This is a genomic window from Rhizobium grahamii CCGE 502 (assembly GCF_000298315.2).
GTDB classification, from domain to species: Bacteria; Pseudomonadota; Alphaproteobacteria; order Rhizobiales; family Rhizobiaceae; genus Rhizobium; species Rhizobium grahamii.
Genome location: NZ_AEYE02000028.1, coordinates 41,010 through 61,459, shown reverse-complemented (window position 1 = coordinate 61,459; position 20,450 = coordinate 41,010). Strand labels below are relative to the sequence as shown.

Below are 20,450 nucleotides of genomic sequence, written 5' to 3'. Positions count from 1 at the left end.
TCGTGTTTTAACGTGCTTTGGACAAAGGGGATACTCTTATGGTGACTGTCATTCAGCCGCAGCTTGGACGTTGACCGTGGTCTCGGCGATCTCCGTCAGCAATTGATCAGTCTCTTCCTCTTCCTCCAGAGTTTGGGCGAGCAACTGGGCGACTTCGTCCAGCCCGAGTGACGTCGCCCAGCTTACCATCGTCCCGTACCTGCTGATCTCGTAGTGTTCCACCGCCTGGGCACCAGCGAGAAGACCAGGATCAAGCGCGTCCGTTCCCTCGAAGTCCGACATTACCTCTTTACCTTCCTCGATAATTCCGAGGATCGCATTGCAGGTTTTCTGTTCGGCGGGCTGACCAATCAGTTCGAAGACCTGTTCAAGGCGTTCGACATGGATCGCAGTCTGGTCTTCATGCGTCTCGAATGCCTCCTTCAGTTCAGCAGACTGGGCTGCTTGCGCCATTTTCGGAAGCGCGGTCAGGATCTGCTTTTCCGCGAAGTAGATGTCCTTCAAGGTTTCGTACAGGAGATCACTGAGGTCTTTGGACTCTGCCATGGGAAAATTCCTTTTTCGGTCGGTTGGGGTTGGGAATTTGCTTAGCGCGTCACGATGAATTATTCGCAGATCAGCGTGTCACCCTCGCACCCGCCGCACCATTTTCTGGTGCGATTGGTATTCATCAAACCTTACTTCGTTCTCATGGTTCCAAGTCGAAACCGTTTTGTTGCGCGCGCTATTTTCTCACCAGGATCAAATGATCAAATCGATCGGAACGGTGACCGCAGATCAGCACGCGGACACTTCCTTTAACGGAAACTCCACCTTCTGTAGCCTGCCGACCGGACCCCCCGGCCGGAGCAGATTGATCGATGGCCGTCGCGAAAACTGCCGAACATCGACGCCGCTCTTTCCAGAGAAGTCGCGCCGTGCGGAAGACGGCTAGTGCGAGAGCTCAGAGCGCATAGCCTCGAGCAGCTGAGTTTTCGAACTACAGCCTTGATCTACGAAGTCGAACAATCTTGACGCTGCGGCACTTCCCGCGAGGCTATCTGCGTTGATTTTCTGCTCCCGGCACCACTCCGATAATGCTTCGAACAGGGGCTGGAAGTCGTCGACTATATTTAACGCATACGAAACGCGTGGCATCGGTGCTTCCAATTCAATTTACTTAGGGAGCCCGAAATATACCACGCCAGTAACTGTCAATGGCTGTGGGTACGATAGAGAACAAAGCAACCCTTCTGATACATTTCTAATGCCAATTACCTGTCGACTCCTCACGAAAACGCTGAGCATTTGTTGCGAACGTGTGAGTGGCTCGGCTCAAGAGGACCAAAGGATAGCCCTCGCCGATAGCGACCCTCGGCAGATCGAAGGTCGTTTACGAATGGTCGACGGGAGCCCGGCATCTCGTGACGAGTGCGCAACTGTGTTTACCTCGAGTCGGAGGTGGTTTGTTGGCTGCGTCCAACTCTGCGCAGCTCGCGATGCTCTTTGTCTGAAAGTTGAAGCCCTACGATCAACTTTGGACCCCAGATCCACGTTGGCATCCGTTGGAGCTAATGCTGCGCTAACCACTGCTTGTAGGGCGTCATCGCTCGACCTGGGTAGCGCTTTTCGATTTGCGTTTCCACCATTTCAATCCGGGCGAATAGTTCACTATCGTCGAAATCGTCTCCAACGGCCGCAGACGCCTCCTCGTCGAGCGTCTTCATCAAATGAAAGAGTTCATCAACCGACAATCTGAAGAGACTGGTGTCGAATTTCCAAAAGTCGAAAGCCTCGGAAGATGCAAACGCCGGGTCAGAAGTCTGCTTTTTGCCGCTCTCAGTCATGATGGACCCTACCTCCGAGCGTGAATGATAGATTTCCGCGCGGATGGCGAATTGATCGTAGCATCCGATGGGCTTGTCGATGATCGTCGATGATCCACTGGCTGGTCTCCATCGTCTGGTCCGGATGGGGCAGTTGTTGGTCGCCTGGTATGCGGTCTAGATCAATAAGGGGATCGCCGAGCGGCATCGGTGGCACTGGGATAGTCGGCTCGAATGGTATCGACATGACATGCTCCTTGTGTATGTGACCCTGCCGCCCCAGTGTCCCGCAACGTACGTGACTACGCTGCGATCCTGGATAAAGAAGCGGAGGCGGGGTTCTGCCGAGCCTCTCGCTGGAATGTTGGCAGAAGATCCTTGCCCACATGCATCCATCATTGTGGAGAGATTAGGGAGACGTCAGCTCGAAATTCCTCCGAAGCCTGATCTCGGTCCATGAGGCGATACCGTTGAAGGTATCGGAACCAAACATACGCCTGTCGAGAGCTTACATGATGCGAGGTGCAGCGCTCGCTCAAATTTCCGGATCGTCCTCGAGATATTCCTTCCATCGCTTTGGTACGCTACTGAACTATGCGCTTTCTCTCCGGCAAAGAATCGCCGTGCTGAGCATATTGACGAGGTCAGGAGTAGTTTACCGGTCCTGAATACCTGGTGTGACGCGCAAAGCGCTCGCAGCGTGTCCCATGTTCTGGAATGGATATGACATTCGGCGAATGGCGCGGCGTGAAACGCTACCGGTGTTCCGCCGGACGCAAATCCTGCTATTCACCATTCCTTCCGGAGCCTGGAACCCCTGCCGCCTTGTCCCGAAGCGGCCACCGGTATCAGGGATCGGCGCATGCCGTGGTGGCTCAGTTCCGATGCTCGTTCTCATTGGGCCGGGAATTCCAGTTTGTGAACATCGTAGCCCAGTTCTTTGGCTTTCGACACCATTCGCCGAAGCTCCGCGGAATTCGGAACGCGCCGGGAGTATATCCAGAGATTGTACCTTTGCGGGTCCGCACTGATGAACCAGCTTTGGTCGGCAGCCTTGTATAGAATTTGGTATTCGTAAACGATAAAAAACGGGTATCTTACACGCATCGCCCCGTTCGTATTGCCATAATCCAAAATTCGTCCATCGCCGTGAACTTGTCGAAGCTTGCCAGTTGGCTTTCCCACGCGGCAGCCGTCCTCAACCGAGACCGCGGACGCACCGCTTCGCTTGTATGTTGAATAGCCTGCTACGCATCCATCTGTCAGAGCCATCGGACGCCGCGCGACCTCGAGCCAAGTGCCACTGTAGTGATCGAGACCAATTCGAAGACTACGCTCAGCTGCTGATGCCTGCGCGTTCCAGAATGCTAAGCTAGCCAAAATCGGCGCTATTAAATATCGCGCTGATATCAAATTCATCGCTTTCTCCGTGGCATGCGTTGGCAGAACCTTCAACCTCGAGGCACATATCGCAGGCCAATCAGGGTCATCAGGCATGCGACCGAAAGGGCGTTTATGTTCAATAAGGTCTCGATTTGCGCGCCGGTCCAGGCAAACGCGGCTCCCCCCACCAGCCGCCAGGTGCAAGCGAAAGCGACCAAGACAAGGACAACGATGCAGTATTGCATTCTGGTCTCGCCAGCTCGGAAGGAGAGGCTGGCCAACATCATCCAGGGCGCGAAGAAGAGCATAGTACCTGACCCCTTGCCGAAGAGGAGGGATATGAGGGTCGTATCAAGTGTGCCTAAAATCGGGAGGGCAGCCCGTCCCCAGATGTCGGACCTCTTGGCGAGGAAAGCTACCGCCGCAAAGAGAGGTAGCGAGGCGAGAGTGACGAGCGACAGGACGAATCCGGATCCTACAAACAGCCAGACGTAGATTGGATAGAACGGCTTGTTTGCCAAAATGATCAAGGCAATCATCATCGTGTTGCCGGTAAGGGCATCTGGTTCTGGTTGCCCTTCGGTCATCTTACCGGTGCCATAAGGTATTGGCCGACGCCCCAGACCGATCCATTGTCAAATCCGAATAGGCCAGCCGTCGAAAGAAAGAACAACCGCCAGCGTCTCTGCCACAGGGATGCATGGCGGGGGCCATAAACCGTCGACAGGATCGGCCGAATCTTTTCAATATCCCTGTCGAAGTTCGCCAGCCAATCGAGTGCGGTGTTTTGGTAGTGAAGTCCCGACCAGTGCACTTCGTTTTCCACGTCGAACAGATTTGGAAAACGGTGTGGCAAATCTCGCGCCGGCATCACCCCACCTGTAAAAAAGTGGCGTGCAATCCAATCGGCGGGATCGGATTGGTCAAAACGGTAGGACCTGGCTCGATGAGTAAAAACGTGAATGAAGAGCTTCCCGATCGGGCTCAGCCAACCGCGGATTTGTGCGAGTAATCGCTGCCAGTTCGACATATGCTCGAACATTTCCACCGACACTACGCGATCGAAGAGTTCATTGGTTTGAAACATGTTGACGTCGGCGGTGACGACGGTGAGGTTCGTTAACCCGAGCTCCACCCCTCGCCCTAGGATATATTCGCGCTGTGATCTGGAATTAGAAACCGATGTAACGCGCGTGTTAGGGAACCTGCTGGCGATGTAAAGGGAGAGAGAACCCCAGCCGGAACCTAACTCCAGTATTCTCATCCCATCTGTCACTCCGGCGTTCCGACAGGTTTCCGCCAACGCGTATTCTTCCGCCTCATCCAACGATACGTTGGCTCCCGGATAGAGGCAGCATGAATATTTCTTTCGCGACCCCAAGACGGTCTCGAAGAAGGGCGCCGGTATATCGTAGTGCTGACGATTGGCTGCTTCCGTATGCATCGCTATCGGGAAGTCATTCATCGCGGCGGCGAACCGCGGCTCATGGTCCTGCGGCAACTTCGAGAGCGCGCGATTGGAACGGGCGCAAAGCGCGGCGATGCCGACCTTGGCTAGTGTGTCCGTGAGAGGAGCGCGCTCCGCGGAATTTATAGCGAGTGCCAGTAAATTCATTTCTGTGCTCCTCCTTTGGGAAGACCTGGAAAAAACGAGTTGACCCGTCGCTTCAGCTCCCTGAATAACTCACCGCGAGAACGCTCCATGTGGTCCTCCAGTGGAGGGATGCCCGATACGTGCACCAAAAGCCAATACATGAGGATGGGGGCCGCCGAGGCGGCAATGACCGCAGGGCCGTGCAGGGCAAAAACAGGAAGGGAGCACCAGAACAGCCATTCAAAGAAGTAGTTCGGATGCCGGCTGTAGCGCCAGAGCCCTTGTTCGCAAATCTGCGATCTGGCTTCTACCGTGCCGCGAAACCGAGCTAGTTGATAGTCGGCAAGGGCTTCGCCACCAATGGCCAGCAGGGCAAGCGCTATGGCGACCATATCGAGCCTGCCAGGGAACACGCCGCTTCCAGAGGCGGCGACAAATACCGAAACGGTGAGCACGACAGCGGCCACGGCTTGAATCTGAAGGAATACAAACAGTCGCCATCCGGCGCTGCTTCCCCAGCCATCGATCAAGCTCCGATATCTGGGATCATCGTCCTTCCCATGCATTCGCGCGGCAATGTGGAAACCCAGGCGGACTGACCAGATCAAGACTAGAACGGCGATCGCGAGTCTTCTTTGGAAGGTCCCATATGATGCAAGGGCAGCGGCTGCACCCGCGAGACCTACTGTGAATGCCCATATGGAATCGATCCAGCCGCTCCTGTTCGTTGCCCGCTGGATCATCCACGCGATCGCCATCGCCAATGAAATTCCGATCGCGATGCCAACTAACGGAAGGTAATTCAATTTCCGATCCTCGCCGAATGCATACCCAAAAGCGTTTACGGAGGATCTGCAAAACGGTTCATCGAACTTCAGCGTTTCATGAAATTTGTTTGGAGCGAGCCCGGGAAGCCGAGGGCGGCGCAGAATCGGCACGAAGACCATTGGCTCCAGGCCGAGCGCGAGAAACTGCACGAATTCGACATCCTCCAGGGTGACGACATCGCTAGCCTGGCGGCGCTACGAGAAGTCGCTCGCGAGCACACGGACGCGTTCTTGGTGGCGGCCGACCTCATCGACGCCGATCAGCGCGAGGCGATGCCAGGTATGCGCGAGCAACCATAGCGGCGAGTGCTTCGGCAAGTGGGTCTCTTGGAGGAAACCGACGCGCGCGATAGGGTGCCGACAAACTCGGCAGGGGAACCTCATGGACGCGCTCAATATAGCTGCGATCACCTTTTTCATACTGGTCTGGATTGCGATCGAGCCGTTGATGGCACTGGGCTGGCCTCGGCCGAACGACAGCCTTTCAGTCGATATGGTTCGCGTGCGATCTGCGTGGATGCGGGAGACCTTAACCCGCGACAACAACTTCATTGGCGACGCCGCCATCCTGGGGCACACGATCAACTCGGCGTCCTTCTTCGGATCCGCGAACCTGATCGTCATCGTTGGTCTCAGTGGTGCACTGTTCATGGAACCGAACTACGGCAACGGCAACGGCCTCATCGCGATGTTCGCGGCCAAGGATCCAGCGTGGCTGTTCCAGACAAAAGTCCTGCTGATAATCGCCACCCTTCTACGGGGGCTGTCCGATTTCATTTGGGCCGTGCGGCAGCTGAACTATTGCCTGGCCGCAATCGGCGCCAGTCCGTCTCGACAGGAGGAGCGAGATATCACTGCGTGGACAGAAGCGCTCACGATGGTCTTGAACCCGGCACTCCGATCGTTCAGCGTCGGTGTCCGCTCCTATTACTTCACCGTGGCGGCAGCCTTTTGGTTCCTTGGCCCAATCCCATTGACCCTGGCGACGGTGCTCGGCGTCGGCTTGCTGATTTGGCGCCAGTCCTGGTCAGACACCGCCAAAGGCATCTTGGCGATACGGAGGTTGTTGGACTGACCGCGGGACGACATCTCTGGAGCCGAGCGAACATATGCCATGATTTCACGTCACGGTTTTGAAATTGGGGGCGGGGCCGGGCGTGGCTTTCGCGACGACTGGCGACTTGCCGCAAACCCCTTCCATTTAGGCGACCAAAACGGGATCAGGCCTGGAGTCAAAGCCGCTCCAATTGGGGCGACTTCTTGGTTTTTGGACTTCGAATTTTCCTTCTCGGAATCCATGGGGATCTCCTCCTGCGCCTCAACGTGCAGGAGGGTCGAAGGTTCGGATGCCTTAGAGATTCTGATCCCTGAGCGCAGGCGGCAGAATTCCGGCTGGAAAATCCTGGTAGCAGACAGGTCGCAGGAAGCGGTAGATGGCGAGCGTGCCCACCGAAGTGGATCTGCCATCTGCGGTGGCCGGGTAGGGGCCGCCGTGGACCATTGCCGGAGAAACTTCGACCCCGGTTCCGAAGCCGTTTACCAGGAGGCGGCCAGCGAGCATCTCCAGTTTTGGAATGAAACGGCGAGCATCGGCTTCGTCGTCGTTGTCGATGATAAGCGCGACTGTCAGCTGTCCTTCGAGTTCATTGATGACCGCCTCGAGTTCGGCAAGATCGCGGCAGCGAACTATAATGCCCGCGGCGCCAAACACCTCGTTCTGAAGCTCCTCGTGAGCGAGTAAGGCTTCCGCTGTCGTCTCGAACAGCGCGGCCGTTCCTTCGAATTCGGAACCCGGCTTTCCCGACGCGATGGCGCGCACTTCCGGATGGACACGAAGCCGCGCTACTCCCTCGCAGAAGTTCCTTGCGATCGACGGGGTCAGCATCGCCTGGGGCGCCACGTCGGGGAGAAGCTCCGTGGTTCTTGCGATGAAGGCATCGAGAGCTTCCCCATCGACGGCAAGGAGAAGGCCTGGGTTCGTACAGAACTGCCCGGCGCCGAGGATCAGCGACGAAACGAACGCCGAGGCTATGCCATCGACGTTTCGGGTGAGCGCGTTCGGGAACAGGATAACGGGATTGATGCTGCTCATCTCGGCGTACACGGGGATCGGCTGCCGCCGCTTAGATGCGATGTCCATCAGGGCCGTCCCGCCGCGGCGCGACCCGGTGAAGCCGACGGCACGAATTCGATGATCGGCGACGAGCTGCTGGCCGACCTCGAAGCCTGTGTCGAAAAGTAGGGAGAAGGTGCCGGGATGAAGTCGGCAGGCCGCGACAGCCCGCTGCACGGCCCGTCCCACCAGCTCTGAGGTGCCCGGATGCGCCGAATGCGCCTTCACGACGACGGGGCAGCCAGCAGCGAGGGCCGATGCCGTGTCTCCTCCAGCGACCGAGAAGGCGAGCGGGAAATTCGACGCACCGAATACAGCGACGGGGCCAACCGAGATATTGCGAAGCCGCAGATCAAGCTTGGGAGCAGGCTTGCGCGAAGGATCGCCCTCATCGAAGCGCAGCTCCTGGAAGCGACCCGCGCGGACTTCCTTTGCAAAGAGGCGGAGCTGGCCCGTCGTGCGATTTCGCTCGCCTTCCAGTCTTCCGCGGGGAAGGCCCGTCTCCGACATGGCGCGTACGATCAACTCGTCGCCAATCGCCTCGATCTCCGCAGCAATTGTCTCAAGGAAGGACGCTCGGCTCCCAAGATCGGTTTCGCGGTACGATGCAAGGGCTTCCCAGGCTTGTGCCGCAGCGGCGTCGACATCCTCGCGTGACGCACCACCAAACGAGACGGGAAGGACCTTTCCGGTCGCTGCCTCGATCCCATGGAACTCACCGTTCGTCCCGCGTTTCTCCGTACCTGCAACAAGCAGGCTTCCGTTCAGTGTCATGACCACGTCCTTTCAGATTGCTGGTTCCGATATAGGGATTGGGCTGCTCGTTTCAGCCTAGGCGGCCTTCGCTATCGGCAACAGTCGCCCTCGCGACCAAGCTCCTCAAGCAAAGTCAGCACGGCGATATTGTCAGTCGAATACCAGAGCGTCTGCGCTTCGCGCCGAACCGTAACAAGCTTTAGATGCCGAACCTTCGCCAGGTGCTGCGACGTCGCCGATTGGCTAAGACCCACCACGGTAGCAAGGTTGCCAGCCGTGACCTCGTCGTCCAGGAGCACCGAGAGGATTTTCAGCCGACTCTCGTTGCAGATCGCGGTCAGCAAGGCTGATTGGCGTGCTGTGTTTCGATTGTCGATCATTGAGGGCCCCGCGATATGAGACCGCCCGCCTACGTGCCACCCCTGGTCCGGACAATACGCCAAAGTTGGGGTATCAGGGTCTCACTGCAGCCGCGCGCAGCATCGAAACGGCAACTCCGCAACCAGTTTCCCCTCGCAATCCGTAATCTCGAAAGTCATATCCCCGACGGACGTGTCCAGCATGATTGCCTCCGCGACGATGCGCCGGGCAACAGCGATTGCCTCGGCGACGCAGTCTTTCGCCTGAATTTCGATGCCCTCATAGTCCGGATCGACGACTTCCGCGACGCGAATATGAAAGTGAAACCCAGTCATCGAGGACGTCGCCTCCCCATGGGTTGTTGACGACGGCGACCCAGCGGCCATCGGCCTGAAGAGTGAGCATGTCCGCGGTCGTTCCACTCACTTCTTCCGTGGAGGGCGCGCCATCTATGATGTAGCGGGCAGTCCATCGCGCGTGGTGAAGGGCGATATTGCCTGGCTGGATCACGACGCGGTCGTCGACCACCAGGAAGCGAAGGCGCCGCGCGAGTTCAACGAAGCCGTCGCCTATCGCGGCCCGACCGACTGCCTGCCTGTCTGGCTCGACCAGCAGCACGCCGTTCTCTGCGAAGTGAGCGGCAGCCGACGCGACCGCACTTCCACATGTCGCGGATCGCCGACATCGTCTCCGCAGGGGTCATCACGCACTTCGTTCTCAGGGCAACCTCCTTAGCTCGGCATGATGGCCTCACGGCGAATAGTGGCTGAACACGAAGTCTTTCGATGCGTCGAGCTTCACGTGGCAGGCAAAGCAGCTCTTGATCAGCGGCTCGCTTGGGTTAGCGACGCCATTCTCGAACTGACCGTAGCCCCAGCCACCCGTGTCGGCGTATTTCTTCGAATCCTTCACCAAGAACTGCACATTGGTCGGGTCGCCCGCGACGAAGGATTGCGGCGCCGGGAAGACCTTGTCGTTCTCCGGAGACGATTGGTAGACGTAGGCGAGCCTCGCGATGATGGCGCCATCCGGAAACGGCCTCGTTCCTTCTCGAAATGCCTTGATCGCGATGTCGTTGCCGAGGACCGCTCGGATGTCGTTGTTCTTGCCAGCTTCGTGCGCGACTGTGATCAGCCGCCATTCCCTATATTCTTCGGGAATCTTCACTCCGTAGATCGGCGAGGCGTCGCCTGTCAGGCCGCTGGTCGCAGCAGCAGAGGTGCCGAGGATGACAAGTGCTGAGACCGCTAGCTTTGTTTTCGACATCATATTCTCCTTCGAGATCTTGCTTAGCGCCGATCAGTGTCCGCCGGACGGATAGAGGAAGTCGACACATTGCAACGCCAATGCGCCGCCAGCAAACTGCACCGCAATGAAGAGGGCTACTGCCGTCACCGAAGCGCTCGACGGCGACATGAGCAGGCTGATGGCGACGGCGGGGTTGGCGATGGATCCGGTCGGTGTGGCGATGATCGCGCCCAGTAGCCAGAGGCCGACTGCGAAAGGCCCGGTCATCTTGCTGGTGCTACGGCTACTGCAGAACACGACCATCATCAGCCCGAATGTCGACAGTGCCTCGCTTACGACAGCGGCGGCATTCGGAAGCTCCCCAGTCGGTGGGCTTGGTGGAACCGCGAACATGAGATCGACCAAGACGGCGCCTGCTGTCCCTCCAAGGATCTGTGCGGCCACGTACCAGGTCGTGCACTCGAGACCGCGCTGTCCCGCGCGCCACTGAAGAACGGTGATGACCGGGTTGAAGTGGCCGCCCGACACCGAGCCAAGAGCCAGGATCAGTCCGATCAACGTTTCGGATATAGCCATGGCCGACGAAATCGGCGTAGCTTTTCCGCCGATCCCGGCGCCCAGCACGGCGACCATCAGCAACATCGTGCCAACGGCTTCGGCGAGCGACCGTCTGACCAGCGGCGCGCTGACGTCGTCCTCGACGAAGCAGCGGGACGCGCGCGGGGGCACGAGCTTCAGGAGTGAGCTCTCCATCGGTCCTCCACGTCCGACATCTGTCTGGCCAGCTCCTCTGGTGTGATCAGACGCTTCTGAAACGCGATGTTCGCGAAGGCTGCGATCCAGCGCTCATAGTAGGTGAGCTTGCCGACCATCTCCGACCCCAGGGCTTCGACGCCGCGGCGCTTCTCCTCGGTGTTGATGATCTTGTGGAAGTCGAGCACGTCGGCGAGCGCGTGGCACCGTTTCTCCCAGGGGAGGAGTTCGTGATCGGTCTGTTCGATTTTAGGTGCTTCGAGGCCTCCGATGTCGTTAGGCAGTCGCTTGAGAAGTTGTTCGCTTCCGGTCATGCCGCTATTCCTTCGGTCGGACAATTGACGGGTATCACGCCGATCATCGCATCACGGGTGACGAGCGCGGCGAGTTGCTCCTCGCTATATCCTTTAGTTCCAGGAGGGCGCATCGGAAGCACGAGGTAGCGTTGGATCGCCGTAGAGTCGCTGACTCTGACCTCCACGTCGTCGGGGATGATCGTCCCAAACTCCGCCAGTACCTTTCTCGGCTCGTAGACCGCGCGGGCACGGTAGGGCTTCGCTTTGTACCAGTCGGGTGGCAGCCCGAGGACTGGGCGCGGGTAGCAGGAACAGAGGGTGCAGACGATGAGATTGTGGACCTTCGGGGTGTTCTCGAGAACGATGAGTTCCGTCAGATCATAGAAGGTGATGCCGAGTTCCTCGCAAGCGGTGCGGCCGTTCTCGAGCAGGCGTGATTTGAACTCCGGGTCCGTCCACGCGCGGGCGACGACCTTGGCGCCCAGAGCAGGGTTCCGGGAGTCCAGAACCTCGATCTGGTGTCTAATCTCGTCGGCGCCGATGTAGCCCTTCTCGATCATCAGTTCTTGGAATGCTTGCTCCATGATATCGTAGTAGCCCGGCTTCTCGGTCGTTTCGATCGGCGCGTGCGGGTGCCCGTGCTCGGTGCCATGATCGTGGTCGTGGTCAGGTTCTTCATGGACGGTCATCGTCGACCTCCTCCAGCCAGTTTTCGAATACTTCGATGCGGAGATTGTCGCCGGGCGATCCGGCGTAGTCCTTCCAGATTTCGGTCATCGGGACGGCGATCCTGTAGTAGACGCCAAGCGATCCGGCGTTCCGTCCGAACCCTTCCGCTTCGTTGTTGACGGCCCTCGGAGACATGATCGCCTCGAGCACCGCTTCCTTGCCACGAAGGTAAGTGGGGACGCGGTAGTGACCGACTGGAGTCAGGTTACCGACCCGAACACGCTGTCCAACGCGGAGCCGGGGCAAGTCGGCGGCGGCGGGCACAACGCCTTCTATCTTCCTTTGTATGGGAATGGGGTTCATCGCTACCTCCTGCGTTATCGAAGAGGGTACGAACCAGACAGGCATCGATCTTTCGTATTCGTGCGATGGCGGAGTTTCGAACTTGCGGCGGGCATCGAACGAATACGAAAGATCGCGTTCGGGATCCTGCTCATGATGTGACCGTCACAATCCTTCAGGAGACTTGCCATGACGCACATCATCACTCACCCGGCGCCTGCCGTGCCGCTAACCGCAGGCGAATTGCTTCCATGGGTCCTCTTCGTCGGGCTTCTCTCGCTCATGACCCTTTATTTCGTCGGGGCCGAGCAGGGCGCAACTTCACTCGTCCAGGGGAACGCCGTCCACGAGTTCGTGCACGACGGCCGTCACCTCCTCGGCTTTCCCTGCCACTGAGGATGCCGCTATGCTTCAGCGACTTCTCCGTGCCGGGATGCTGTCCGGTTTGATCGTGGCACTCCTATCCTTCGGCTTTGCGCGGGCGTTTTCCGAACCGACCGTCGAACGGGCCATCGTTCTCGAAGAACGGAGCGCTGCCGATCACAGCCATGCGGAAGAGGAAACCATCGGCCGGGCCACTCAGCGCAATCTCGGTCTGCTGACGGGGATCGCAAGCTACAGCGTCGCGCTCGGCGGCATTCTGGCAATCGGCCTCGGATGCCTGCACGGGCGGCTCGGCCTCGGGCCACGATCGACTGTGTGGACGCTGGCATCATTGGCATATGTCTCGCTTGTTCTCGTCCCGCAGCTGAAATATCCCGCCAATCCTCCTGGAATCGGAAGCGCAGAGACGATCGGCAGTCGCACAGAACTCTACATCCTGCTGATCCTGCTATCCCTTGTTTCGATGGCCCTTTCCTTCTGGATCGGCGTCCGCATCCGGCGCAGTCACGGCGGGATGTTCTCAGTGCCAGTCGCAGCCCTGGCCTTCGCATCGATGGCGATGATCCTCGTGTCTGCCCTTCCGGATACTTCGGAAGTGCCGAGCGACTTCCCGGAAAGCCATCTATTTACATTCCGAGCGCAGTCGGCAATTCTCCAGCTGATCGTCTGGGGAAGCCTTGGCGCAATCTTCGGACAGCTCGCAAAACGTATCCTCGACCCGCGGGTATCGAGGATCTCCGCAAACGCCGAGATTCCGAATGCCTGATTCAGGTGCCCCACGTTACAGCATATTGGCGGACTGGCCCGGCGGAAGAGACATGGAGCTTTGTCGCTGATGGACGAGGGCTCGGGAGCGGTGGAGGCACGCAGGTCGGACGCCCACGACGTCGGCCCATTCATGCGCGCTGCCGTCACGATGTCCGGCGCAAGGCGCGGGTTCCTCATCGTAGGGCGGGGCAATGAGCTCACGGTGGCTGCAATGGGAGACACGTCTTCAGTGGCGTTGTCGTCCGGGAGGCTTGGAACATTCGACATAGACGAAGCGACGGTGCGCGAGGTTGTATCGACGGGGCGGGGCAGGACCAGGCACTCGATCGTCTGCCTCCCGATCGCTCTGCCGGATTCGAATGACGGTGCGATCTATCTCGAAATGCCCGACGGCGCGGCCCCTGCACGGGTCGAAGACCTCGAGTGGCTTGCGACGGCATTCTCGGCCGCGGCAATCGCCAACAATTTCCATGGCCAGATTGGCACCGCCCATGCGGCGGCCAGGGCGGCAGACGACTCCAGACTAGGGTGGGACATGATACCAGCCCTTGCCTGGATCGGGGCGCCGGACGGAGGATTTGAAGACGGCAACAAGCAGTGGTTCGAATACACCGGGCTCACCCGCGAGACTGCCGTCGGTTTCGGCTTCGTATCCGCATTTCACCCTGACGATGTCGACAAGGTCATCAAGGTCTGGACGGATCTGTGCACCTCGGCCAAGCCTGGAGGCGTCGAGGCTCGAATGCTCCGGCATGACGGCGAGGCACGCTGGTTCGTTCTGCGTGCTGTTCCTCTGCTGGATGACGATGGCAACGTCATTAGATGGTACGGGGTCAATACCGATATTGACGAGCTCAAGCGCATAGAGTTCGAGCTTGCACAGAGCCAGCTGGTGATGGCCGTCGCCCAGCGTATCATCGAGACGGGCACCTGGTCCTGGGACATGGCGACGGACGTGTTCACATGTTCGCCCGAATGCGCCAGCATCGTCGGTCTCGATGCGAACGAGATCACGTTCGAGACGCTCAGCGCCCGCGTCCATCCGGACGATAGGGAAATGGTCGCCGAAGCCCATCAGCGGGCCTTGCAGGGCGAGGAGTTGAATGTCGAACATCGGTTCCTGCTTCCGGATGGCACCGTGAAGTTCATACACGCACGTGGGCGGCTCATCCTCGACGAGGTACAGTCTCCTCGCGCCTATATCGGAACGATCGCGGACGTGACCGAGACGCGCCTCGCCGAGGAGAAGATACAGAGCTCCTTGGAAGACGCGCAGCGCGCACAGGCATCGCTCGCAGAAGCCCAAAAGCTTAGCCACGTCGGCAGCTACCGGATCAAGCCGTCGAAGCGTGAGGTCGTCTGGTCTGAGGAGACATACAACATCTACGGTTTCGATACCTCGATCGCGCTGAGTTTCGAGATGATCAGCGAGCGAGTGCATCCGAGTGACCGGGAGATGGTCGCCGCGGTGTCCGACAGGGGCCTTCGCGAGCGCCAGCCCTGGGAGATCGAGCATCGGCTCCTGTTGCCCGACGGGTCGATCCGGTACGTCCACTGCGTTACGCGCGTGGAGACGAACCCGGAGGAGGAACCGGAAGTGTTCGGCGCCATCATCGACATCACGGAACGGGTGAAGAGTGAGGAGGCGCTCCAAAAGGCGCAGGCAGACATCGTGCGCATGAACAGGCTGACGGCGATGGGCGCGGTTACCGTCTCCATCGCTCACGAGATGAACCAACCTCTTATGGCCATTGTCACGAACGCCGCGACCTGTCTGAGCTGGCTCGACCGCGACGTTCCCGACGTTGCGGAAGCCAAGCTTGCGGCCGAGCGCCTTGTCGAGGAAGGAAAGAGAGCGGGCGACGTGCTGCTGAACGTCAGAAGCATGGCCCGGAACTCAGGGCCATCGATGGACATGGTCGATATCGGGGAAGTGATCTCCCATGTGCTGAGGATGCTCCGCACCGAATTCAGGATCCGCCAGATCGATGTTTTCGTCTCCGTTTCTACTGGTATTCCGGCAATCCGAGGCGACAAGGTTCAGCTCCAGCAGGTGCTTCTTAACCTCATGCTGAATGCGGCCGAGGCTATCGGAGCCAACGACGGCGCGCGAAGGATCGACCTCACCGCCGAAGCGGACGGTTCGCGATCTGTCGTGGTGAGGGTCGAGGACACAGGAGAGGGGATCGACCCCATTGCGTCGGAACGGATCTTCGAAGCATTCTTCTCCACCAAGCAGCAGGGTACTGGGATGGGTCTGGCCATTTCCAAGTCGATCATCAGTGCCCACAGCGGCACGCTGTCTGCCCGGCCTAGAGCAGGAGGCGGCGCCGTGTTCGAATTCTCGATACCGTTTGCAGGGGAAAGCAGATGAACCAGAAGCCAAGCGACGACGGCGCCTGCCATATCGTGGTGATCGAGGACGACATCGGTGTACGGGAGTCTCTGGTCGGCCTGCTACGCTCTATGAAGTTCAACGTGACGGCCTTCTCCTCGGCCGCCGACTTCATGGCCAAGGCAAAGTTGACGAGCGTGGGATGCATGATCCTCGACGTCCGGCTTCCCGGCCAGAGCGGTATCGAGTTCTTCGAGGAGGTCAGGGCAGGCGGCTTCCAACGGCCCGTTATCTTCATGAGCGGCCATGCCGACGTTCCGATCGCGGTGCGGGCGATGAAGGCAGGAGCGGCTGAGTTCCTGACGAAGCCCGTCCGCGAGCAGGACCTTCTCGACGCCGTGAACAAGGCGGTGAAGCTGGACAACCGCACCACATTGAAGCAGCAAGCTGCTAGCAATGCACGAGCCGACTTCGCATCCCTGACGAAGCGGGAACAGGAAGTGCTGGCCCGCGTTGTCGAAGGTCAGAAGAACAAGCAGATCTCGGCCGCCCTCGGCATCACCGAGGCTACCGTGAAGCTCCATCGGGGGAACGTGATGCAGAAGATGCACGTGCTGACGCTGCCGGAGCTGGTGCGGCACTACGACTTGCTGGAATTGAACGAGACTTCCGGGCACGCCAAGGATTGAGACTATGATTGCGATGACAAAGCCTTCGCTGGTGGTCTGTGTCGAGGACGACGAACCCGTGCGGGACGCCTTGAGAGGACTGCTGCGGGCATCGGGCATAAACGCGGCATCGTTTGCTTCGGCCGAGGAGTTTCTTGACTCCGACGAATTGCAGACGGCGACTTGCCTCGTGACGGATATACAGCTTGGAGGCATTTCGGGCCTCGATCTCCTGGATCGGCTTGCCGGGATGTCCGTCGTCATTCCCTCCATCCTCATAACCGCGCATACCGACGTTGCGGCGGGCGACCGCGCACGAAGCTCGGGTGCCATGAAGGTCTTCCTGAAGCCTGTCAGCCCGAGCGAACTGCTGCAGGCGGTTCGGACTGCGCTGGCAAACGCCTCCTAACGGCACCTCACCGCATCTTGCTCGACTCTGGGCAATCACAGACGCAATCTCGTAGCCACTTAAGGGCCGCAGCACGAACAAGTCGCAATCACAGGTCCGGAGATTTCGGAGACCGCCATGGCCGACGCCAGTCTGAAGCTTTGCGTGCCCGAGACGTCAAAGGCCCGTCGCCCTTGATCGCGATTGAGAATGAAGCGGCACCGCGGCACACGGGCGCGTGTTCATCCAGTACCGGACGAAGAACATTCGCGTCGTTCCCGGTATTTGGCGTGGGTGCCCTCGATGTCTCGCCGAGGATAGGCCATTTTCACATCACGGTCGACCATCTGCCATGGCACTTCGTCGACGCCAGCGGCCAGACGCTCATCGTGGTCGGGCTGAAGCCCGGCCGACATCGGATTCTCATCGCGCTTGCGGATCCAATGAATCGGTCATTACCTCGGAGACGATCGAGTTCGTCGTCCCGAACGCAGATTGAAGAACTTCATAACTCCCAAGGCGATCGCAGCGTTCAACTCAGCCCCTACCGCAAGGCCGTCTCCTCGCTAAGGCCGCGATCACCTCATGAGAGGCCCTCGCTCTTTCCCCGGCGGGGGCCTCTTTCCGCAAATCGAACCGTCGGGAGATCGCCATACCGCAGCAGGACGTTCAGTTGCGAGACCCCGTCGCCGCCGGCGCTCTTCAATCAACGGAAAGCGTGCTCCTGTCGCCCGAGCCGACCGCCGCGGAACTCCACATTAGGAGTGCCAAGCTGGCCGTTGACATCGAGGCTGCGCTGAGGCGCCAGGCTCCTCCGCCGCGCCGCTTCTCAGACGACTAGCATTCCCCGAGACGATCAAGTCACGCAGGTCTCCGTTGTCATCTTGGCATGGATCGCGGCCTTGCGGGTCTCTTCCTCGATCGCCAACTGTGACGACGACGGACGAATACGTCCAAGACTGTTCCCAAAGAACCGATTAGATCGCCAGCAGCGCCCGCGCGCGCCTGCTCGCGCACGAATGGATGGCTATCATGACAGGAAGAACATTGATTGAGATGTCGCCCAGTGAAAGAGCAGACATGATGACGCTCGTGGTGAGCGCCCTGGAAAGCGTCGCCGAGGATGCTGGCGAACGAGGTGACCTGAAATCCGCCCGAAATGCGACCTATCTCGCATGCTCGATCCGAGGATGCGGCATCGAAGCTTCGACGGACATGCTTCGGGCCGCGCAGATCCTGCTAGAGCAGGGCATCAGCTACGTCGCGAGCCTTTCCGAAAGGTTCGAGGGCGTTTCGGACGAATCCGACGAACCTGAGGTGTCTTCAGAGCACCAGTCTCGTATCCTTCATTGAGGCAGCCTAAGGAAACAAATTGGCCTACGAACCAAAGCTCGGCGAGATCTGCATTTTCGAAAACGAGAAGGCTGGACACGAGAACGCACCGGATCACCGCGGCTACTTCGTGGCACATCGCGACATAAAGGCGGGTGAAAAAATTCGAGGCAATAGCGGCACCCGTTTTTCTGGGCGATAGCAAGCGCGATCCGCTCGCGGATCTTCTTGTCCAGCTTGCCCCTGCCGAGCGCGCCGTTAAGTGACGAATAGGCTTAGAGGACTGCCGGACTGTTTGCCATCATTCTGAAGACGTTCGGGACGCCGCCCATTTGCTTCTTGATCGCCTCGAGTGTCGGGCGAGCAGCCTCGGGCGCCGCTTCGATCGAAGGATGCAGGGTTACGCGTGTCATCTCAGGACTGCTCAAGAAAGGGTTGGGTGCCGCTAGTGCAGCTCGTGGGATGGACGATCCGGGTCGATGACCGGAAGATCGATGGTCGTGGCATTGCGTCGACGAAGCCCCGGGACCGAAGGCGTGGGAAGGCCGCGGCGAGCGTTGCGCCATCTGCGCGGGGTGGCGGAGGTCATCTTCTTGAAGACCGTCGTGAAATGGGGTTGGTTCTGGAACCCGCATTGCAGGGCGATGTCCACGAGTGGGAGATCCGTTCCCAGCAGCAGCTTGGCGGCTTCCTGGATGCGGAGCCGCAGTAGGAATTCATGTGCGCTCATCGAGGTGGCCGCCTTGAAGGTGGCGGCGAAGTGCGCGCGCGAGAAGCCCGCTACGTCCGCCAGCTGTTCGAGGGTCAGGCGCTGGTCGAGCCTCGCTTCTGCATGCCGCCGCACTCGGTTCAGCCGCCAGGTGGACAGGGGATGCACGCGGGGCAGGGACTGATAGCGCTCGAATGCCCGTGTCGAGAATTCGCGCGCAAGGTCGCTTCTTCGCGCCGCTGAGCTTTCCGACACGTCATCGATCAGTTCCGAGAGACGCTCGTCACGAATGTTGAAGCGGCCGCCGATGACCGGGCAAGGCCAGGAGTGCCGTTCGCGCAGGAACGTGAGGACGTACAGGCAAGCATCTGACTGGAGCTCCACGGAAATGGGATCGGAGCCTTCGATGAAGGCGATGCTGTCCTCGACCAGAACGCCCTGGTAGAGGACGCAGCCTTTCTGCTCGAGGCGAAGCTCGGAATCCCGGTCCGCAAGAATGAATGTGCCAGCTCCAGCGCTGAGCGAAGTGTTGATCGCGCGGCTTCCATTCTCGCGGGTGAGTTTCGCCAGGAAGATGTTGGGGTCAGCGACTTGGTAGTGCTCGACATGCAGGCAGTCGTCGAACGTTTCGAAGACGTCGCCTGTCATGCCCAGGCTCACCTTGATGGCGATATCGGGGTGCATGTCATGCTCCTGTTTGTAGTTGCTCTGCGGGGACGATGCGTCTAGTCGGCGGCGGCTCGCTCGATCATCGCTGCGACCTTGTCGGGGTGCGAGATCATCACGACGTGGGACGATCCCTTGACCTCGACCGCTTCCTTCGCGTTGGCGCGCTTGGCCATGAAGGCATGCAGTGCGGGAGGAAGGTTCTTGTCCTCGGAGCCGTAGATGAAGTGCGAGGGCAGGGACTTCCATGCGGGTTCTGTCGAGGGCTCTTCGAAGGCTTCTGCCGCGATCGGGCGCTGCTCGGCTCCCATCAGCGCTGCCTTGTCCTTCGGGACGTCGGCGGCGAACTGTTTCCAGAACTTGCTCTGATCGATGTAGAGGTCGTGCTTGCCATCCGGCTGAAGGACGGGCGGTGCAAGCGTGCCGCCCAGAGTGCCGCCGGGGAACTTCTTGCCCAGCTCGCTGACGCTCTCGCCCTTCTCAGGAGCAAGGCCGGACACGAAGACCAGCGACTTGATCCCGGTATCCTTGATCGCGACGTCGCTGATAACCGACCCACCATACGAGTGACCGACGAGGACGATCGGGCCCTTGATCGACTTCACCACCTCGCTGACGTAATCGGAGTCGTATTTCAGGCCACGCAGAGGATTGGCGACAGCCACGACCGGATAGCCCTCCTTAAGTAGTTTTGCAGCCACGCCGTCCCAGCTCGCGGACTCGGCGAAGGCGCCGTGCACAAGGACCACTGTCGGTTTGGAGGCGGCGAGCGCTGATCCGCCTAGCAGGAGTGCTGCCAACATTGCAGAGCCTGAAAGGAACTTCTTCATGGATGTCACCTCTTTGAGCGCCGGGATCCGAACGTCCCTAGGCACTTTCATTGAGGTGACGCTACATCTTGCGGCGCAGAGATAGTGTGAGATGTCGGGAATGGGCGTGAGACGATGTTGGGTTGCGGGAGGATCTCGCTCTGCCGAGCATCACTTCGTCCAAACGCAAGAGAAGGCACTGCAGGTCATCCCCTGCAATGCCGCCGGTATCGTGGCTTCTTTCG

General features: G+C 59.3%; 27 protein-coding genes and 1 pseudogene. 10 read left to right on the top strand and 18 right to left on the bottom strand.

Translation table 11 applies throughout. The annotated features are described in order from the left end of the window. Positions 1-48: 48 nt before the first annotated feature. The 6 genes from RGCCGE502_RS21755 to RGCCGE502_RS21720 all read right to left on the bottom strand — a co-directional run bounded on the left by RGCCGE502_RS21755 (position 49) and on the right by RGCCGE502_RS21720 (position 5,759). Positions 49-546 carry a YciE/YciF ferroxidase family protein gene (locus tag RGCCGE502_RS21755; protein WP_016556356.1) on the bottom strand — a complete coding sequence of 166 codons (498 nt, stop codon included), beginning with the start codon at positions 544-546 and terminating at the stop codon, positions 49-51. Between the two features lie 1,004 nt (positions 547-1,550). After that, the gene (locus RGCCGE502_RS21740) at positions 1,551-1,826 is read right to left on the bottom strand and encodes a hypothetical protein (RefSeq protein WP_016556353.1); all 276 of its coding nucleotides are present in this window, start codon (positions 1,824-1,826) and stop codon (positions 1,551-1,553) included. 873 nt (positions 1,827-2,699) lie between these two features. Then, entirely contained in the window at positions 2,700-3,224 is a 525-nt protein-coding gene (locus RGCCGE502_RS21735) for a lipocalin family protein (protein WP_016556352.1), read from the bottom strand. Between the two features lie 32 nt (positions 3,225-3,256). After that, a complete protein-coding gene (locus RGCCGE502_RS21730; protein ID WP_016556351.1) occupies positions 3,257-3,775 on the bottom strand; it encodes a hypothetical protein in 519 nt (172 codons plus the stop codon). Beyond that, a complete protein-coding gene (locus tag RGCCGE502_RS21725; protein WP_016556350.1) occupies positions 3,772-4,803 on the bottom strand; it encodes an SAM-dependent methyltransferase in 1,032 nt (343 codons plus the stop codon). Before RGCCGE502_RS21725 ends, RGCCGE502_RS21730 begins: the two co-directional genes overlap by 4 nt. Then, the gene (locus RGCCGE502_RS21720) at positions 4,800-5,759 is read right to left on the bottom strand and encodes a DUF1295 domain-containing protein (protein WP_016556349.1); all 960 of its coding nucleotides are present in this window, start codon (positions 5,757-5,759) and stop codon (positions 4,800-4,802) included. Before RGCCGE502_RS21720 ends, RGCCGE502_RS21725 begins: the two co-directional genes overlap by 4 nt. A 232-nt stretch (positions 5,760-5,991) precedes the next feature. On the opposite strand from RGCCGE502_RS21720, the gene RGCCGE502_RS21710 reads away from it, so the two are divergent. Next, on the top strand, positions 5,992-6,684 hold the full coding sequence (locus RGCCGE502_RS21710; RefSeq protein WP_016556348.1) for a DUF599 domain-containing protein: 693 nt from the start codon (positions 5,992-5,994) through the stop codon (positions 6,682-6,684). Positions 6,685-6,960: 276 nt separating this feature from the next. Here the strand turns inward: RGCCGE502_RS21710 and RGCCGE502_RS21705 are convergent, their stop codons facing one another. The 3 genes from RGCCGE502_RS21705 to RGCCGE502_RS21695 all read right to left on the bottom strand — a co-directional run bounded on the left by RGCCGE502_RS21705 (position 6,961) and on the right by RGCCGE502_RS21695 (position 9,173). Then, positions 6,961-8,496 (bottom strand): aldehyde dehydrogenase (NADP(+)), encoded by a 1,536-nt coding sequence (locus RGCCGE502_RS21705; protein WP_016556347.1) that lies wholly within the window; start codon positions 8,494-8,496, stop codon positions 6,961-6,963. Between the two features lie 71 nt (positions 8,497-8,567). Continuing rightward, entirely contained in the window at positions 8,568-8,858 is a 291-nt protein-coding gene (locus RGCCGE502_RS21700) for an ArsR/SmtB family transcription factor (protein WP_016556346.1), read from the bottom strand. 81 nt (positions 8,859-8,939) lie between these two features. Then, a complete protein-coding gene (locus tag RGCCGE502_RS21695) occupies positions 8,940-9,173 on the bottom strand; it encodes a DUF6894 family protein (RefSeq protein ID WP_016556345.1) in 234 nt (77 codons plus the stop codon). Positions 9,174-9,315: 142 nt separating this feature from the next. On the opposite strand from RGCCGE502_RS21695, the gene RGCCGE502_RS38250 reads away from it, so the two are divergent. Next, positions 9,316-9,573 carry a hypothetical protein gene (locus RGCCGE502_RS38250; protein ID WP_016556344.1) on the top strand — a complete coding sequence of 86 codons (258 nt, stop codon included), beginning with the start codon at positions 9,316-9,318 and terminating at the stop codon, positions 9,571-9,573. Positions 9,574-9,588: 15 nt separating this feature from the next. On the opposite strand, the gene RGCCGE502_RS21685 is transcribed toward RGCCGE502_RS38250, so the two are convergent. From RGCCGE502_RS21685 to RGCCGE502_RS21665, 5 genes are read right to left on the bottom strand one after another with little or no spacing between them, the layout of a single operon-like run. Next, a complete protein-coding gene (locus RGCCGE502_RS21685; protein ID WP_016556343.1) occupies positions 9,589-10,107 on the bottom strand; it encodes a cytochrome P460 family protein in 519 nt (172 codons plus the stop codon). A gap of 30 nt (positions 10,108-10,137) precedes the next feature. After that, the gene (locus RGCCGE502_RS21680) at positions 10,138-10,839 is read right to left on the bottom strand and encodes an aquaporin (RefSeq protein ID WP_016556342.1); all 702 of its coding nucleotides are present in this window, start codon (positions 10,837-10,839) and stop codon (positions 10,138-10,140) included. Continuing rightward, positions 10,821-11,153, bottom strand: a complete 333-nt coding sequence (locus tag RGCCGE502_RS21675; protein WP_016556341.1) for an SH3-like domain-containing protein — start codon at positions 11,151-11,153, stop codon at positions 10,821-10,823. The genes RGCCGE502_RS21680 and RGCCGE502_RS21675 overlap by 19 nt, the downstream gene beginning before the upstream one ends. Continuing rightward, positions 11,150-11,824, bottom strand: a complete 675-nt coding sequence (nthA, locus tag RGCCGE502_RS21670) for a nitrile hydratase subunit alpha (protein WP_016556340.1) — start codon at positions 11,822-11,824, stop codon at positions 11,150-11,152. The genes RGCCGE502_RS21675 and nthA overlap by 4 nt, the downstream gene beginning before the upstream one ends. Continuing rightward, complete coding sequence (locus tag RGCCGE502_RS21665; RefSeq protein WP_016556339.1) at positions 11,811-12,167, bottom strand: SH3-like domain-containing protein; 357 nt, start codon at positions 12,165-12,167, stop codon at positions 11,811-11,813. Before RGCCGE502_RS21665 ends, nthA begins: the two co-directional genes overlap by 14 nt. Positions 12,168-12,335: 168 nt before the next feature. Between RGCCGE502_RS21665 and RGCCGE502_RS21660 the strand changes: the two genes are divergently transcribed. The 5 genes from RGCCGE502_RS21660 to RGCCGE502_RS21640 all read left to right on the top strand — a co-directional run bounded on the left by RGCCGE502_RS21660 (position 12,336) and on the right by RGCCGE502_RS21640 (position 16,710). Continuing rightward, positions 12,336-12,542: a CbtB domain-containing protein gene (locus RGCCGE502_RS21660; protein ID WP_016556338.1), complete on the top strand. Its 207-nt coding sequence runs from the start codon at positions 12,336-12,338 to the stop codon at positions 12,540-12,542. A 10-nt stretch (positions 12,543-12,552) separates the two neighbouring features. Next, positions 12,553-13,296: a CbtA family protein gene (locus RGCCGE502_RS21655; RefSeq protein WP_016556337.1), complete on the top strand. Its 744-nt coding sequence runs from the start codon at positions 12,553-12,555 to the stop codon at positions 13,294-13,296. Between the two features lie 69 nt (positions 13,297-13,365). After that, complete coding sequence (locus RGCCGE502_RS21650; RefSeq protein ID WP_016556336.1) at positions 13,366-15,672, top strand: PAS domain-containing sensor histidine kinase; 2,307 nt, start codon at positions 13,366-13,368, stop codon at positions 15,670-15,672. Further along, the gene (locus RGCCGE502_RS21645) at positions 15,669-16,322 is read left to right on the top strand and encodes a response regulator transcription factor (protein WP_016556335.1); all 654 of its coding nucleotides are present in this window, start codon (positions 15,669-15,671) and stop codon (positions 16,320-16,322) included. The genes RGCCGE502_RS21650 and RGCCGE502_RS21645 overlap by 4 nt, the downstream gene beginning before the upstream one ends. Positions 16,323-16,326: 4 nt before the next feature. Then, a complete protein-coding gene (locus RGCCGE502_RS21640; protein ID WP_016556334.1) occupies positions 16,327-16,710 on the top strand; it encodes a response regulator transcription factor in 384 nt (127 codons plus the stop codon). A 221-nt stretch (positions 16,711-16,931) separates the two neighbouring features. On the opposite strand, the gene RGCCGE502_RS39295 is transcribed toward RGCCGE502_RS21640, so the two are convergent. After that, complete coding sequence (locus tag RGCCGE502_RS39295; RefSeq protein ID WP_019280267.1) at positions 16,932-17,105, bottom strand: hypothetical protein; 174 nt, start codon at positions 17,103-17,105, stop codon at positions 16,932-16,934. Here RGCCGE502_RS39295 and RGCCGE502_RS38245 point away from each other — a divergent pair. From RGCCGE502_RS38245 to RGCCGE502_RS39290, 3 genes are all read left to right on the top strand, one after another. Then, positions 17,022-17,489, top strand: coding sequence for a DUF6130 family protein (locus tag RGCCGE502_RS38245; protein WP_244441782.1), 468 nt, complete (start codon positions 17,022-17,024; stop codon positions 17,487-17,489). The two genes, RGCCGE502_RS39295 and RGCCGE502_RS38245, sit on opposite strands and share 84 nt — an antisense overlap. 232 nt (positions 17,490-17,721) lie before the next feature. Then, complete coding sequence (locus RGCCGE502_RS21635) at positions 17,722-18,042, top strand: hypothetical protein (RefSeq protein WP_244441780.1); 321 nt, start codon at positions 17,722-17,724, stop codon at positions 18,040-18,042. A gap of 19 nt (positions 18,043-18,061) precedes the next feature. Next, positions 18,062-18,223, top strand: a complete 162-nt coding sequence (locus RGCCGE502_RS39290) for a hypothetical protein (RefSeq protein WP_019280264.1) — start codon at positions 18,062-18,064, stop codon at positions 18,221-18,223. Here RGCCGE502_RS39290 and RGCCGE502_RS39285 read toward each other — a convergent pair. The 3 genes and pseudogenes from RGCCGE502_RS39285 to RGCCGE502_RS21620 form a co-directional block, all read right to left on the bottom strand. Continuing rightward, positions 18,189-18,434: pseudogene (locus tag RGCCGE502_RS39285) on the bottom strand (carboxymuconolactone decarboxylase family protein); the annotation flags it as partial. The gene RGCCGE502_RS39290 and the pseudogene RGCCGE502_RS39285 overlap by 35 nt on opposite strands. Positions 18,435-18,466: 32 nt before the next feature. Then, on the bottom strand, positions 18,467-19,414 hold the full coding sequence (locus RGCCGE502_RS21625; RefSeq protein ID WP_016556331.1) for a helix-turn-helix domain-containing protein: 948 nt from the start codon (positions 19,412-19,414) through the stop codon (positions 18,467-18,469). Between the two features lie 41 nt (positions 19,415-19,455). Next, positions 19,456-20,226 (bottom strand): alpha/beta fold hydrolase, encoded by a 771-nt coding sequence (locus tag RGCCGE502_RS21620; protein ID WP_016556330.1) that lies wholly within the window; start codon positions 20,224-20,226, stop codon positions 19,456-19,458. Positions 20,227-20,450: the final 224 nt, after the last annotated feature.

Coding starts and splice junctions, on each gene's coding strand:
- RGCCGE502_RS21755 (WP_016556356.1), bottom strand. CDS start 546: ATGGCAGAGTCCAAAGACCTCAGTGATCTCCTGTACGAAACCTTGAAG.
- RGCCGE502_RS21740 (WP_016556353.1), bottom strand. CDS start 1,826: ATGACTGAGAGCGGCAAAAAGCAGACTTCTGACCCGGCGTTTGCATCT.
- RGCCGE502_RS21735 (WP_016556352.1), bottom strand. CDS start 3,224: ATGAATTTGATATCAGCGCGATATTTAATAGCGCCGATTTTGGCTAGC.
- RGCCGE502_RS21730 (WP_016556351.1), bottom strand. CDS start 3,775: ATGACCGAAGGGCAACCAGAACCAGATGCCCTTACCGGCAACACGATG.
- RGCCGE502_RS21725 (WP_016556350.1), bottom strand. CDS start 4,803: ATGAATTTACTGGCACTCGCTATAAATTCCGCGGAGCGCGCTCCTCTC.
- RGCCGE502_RS21710 (WP_016556348.1), top strand. CDS start 5,992: ATGGACGCGCTCAATATAGCTGCGATCACCTTTTTCATACTGGTCTGG.
- RGCCGE502_RS21705 (WP_016556347.1), bottom strand. CDS start 8,496: ATGACACTGAACGGAAGCCTGCTTGTTGCAGGTACGGAGAAACGCGGG.
- RGCCGE502_RS21700 (WP_016556346.1), bottom strand. CDS start 8,858: ATGATCGACAATCGAAACACAGCACGCCAATCAGCCTTGCTGACCGCG.
- RGCCGE502_RS21695 (WP_016556345.1), bottom strand. CDS start 9,173: ATGACTGGGTTTCACTTTCATATTCGCGTCGCGGAAGTCGTCGATCCG.
- RGCCGE502_RS21685 (WP_016556343.1), bottom strand. CDS start 10,107: ATGATGTCGAAAACAAAGCTAGCGGTCTCAGCACTTGTCATCCTCGGC.
- RGCCGE502_RS21680 (WP_016556342.1), bottom strand. CDS start 10,839: ATGGAGAGCTCACTCCTGAAGCTCGTGCCCCCGCGCGCGTCCCGCTGC.
- RGCCGE502_RS21675 (WP_016556341.1), bottom strand. CDS start 11,153: ATGACCGGAAGCGAACAACTTCTCAAGCGACTGCCTAACGACATCGGA.
- nthA (WP_016556340.1), bottom strand. CDS start 11,824: ATGACCGTCCATGAAGAACCTGACCACGACCACGATCATGGCACCGAG.
- RGCCGE502_RS21665 (WP_016556339.1), bottom strand. CDS start 12,167: ATGAACCCCATTCCCATACAAAGGAAGATAGAAGGCGTTGTGCCCGCC.
- RGCCGE502_RS21660 (WP_016556338.1), top strand. CDS start 12,336: ATGACGCACATCATCACTCACCCGGCGCCTGCCGTGCCGCTAACCGCA.
- RGCCGE502_RS21655 (WP_016556337.1), top strand. CDS start 12,553: ATGCTTCAGCGACTTCTCCGTGCCGGGATGCTGTCCGGTTTGATCGTG.
- RGCCGE502_RS21650 (WP_016556336.1), top strand. CDS start 13,366: ATGGACGAGGGCTCGGGAGCGGTGGAGGCACGCAGGTCGGACGCCCAC.
- RGCCGE502_RS21645 (WP_016556335.1), top strand. CDS start 15,669: ATGAACCAGAAGCCAAGCGACGACGGCGCCTGCCATATCGTGGTGATC.
- RGCCGE502_RS21640 (WP_016556334.1), top strand. CDS start 16,327: ATGATTGCGATGACAAAGCCTTCGCTGGTGGTCTGTGTCGAGGACGAC.
- RGCCGE502_RS39295 (WP_019280267.1), bottom strand. CDS start 17,105: ATGTCGGCCGGGCTTCAGCCCGACCACGATGAGCGTCTGGCCGCTGGC.
- RGCCGE502_RS21635 (WP_244441780.1), top strand. CDS start 17,722: ATGACAGGAAGAACATTGATTGAGATGTCGCCCAGTGAAAGAGCAGAC.
- RGCCGE502_RS21625 (WP_016556331.1), bottom strand. CDS start 19,414: ATGCACCCCGATATCGCCATCAAGGTGAGCCTGGGCATGACAGGCGAC.
- RGCCGE502_RS21620 (WP_016556330.1), bottom strand. CDS start 20,226: ATGAAGAAGTTCCTTTCAGGCTCTGCAATGTTGGCAGCACTCCTGCTA.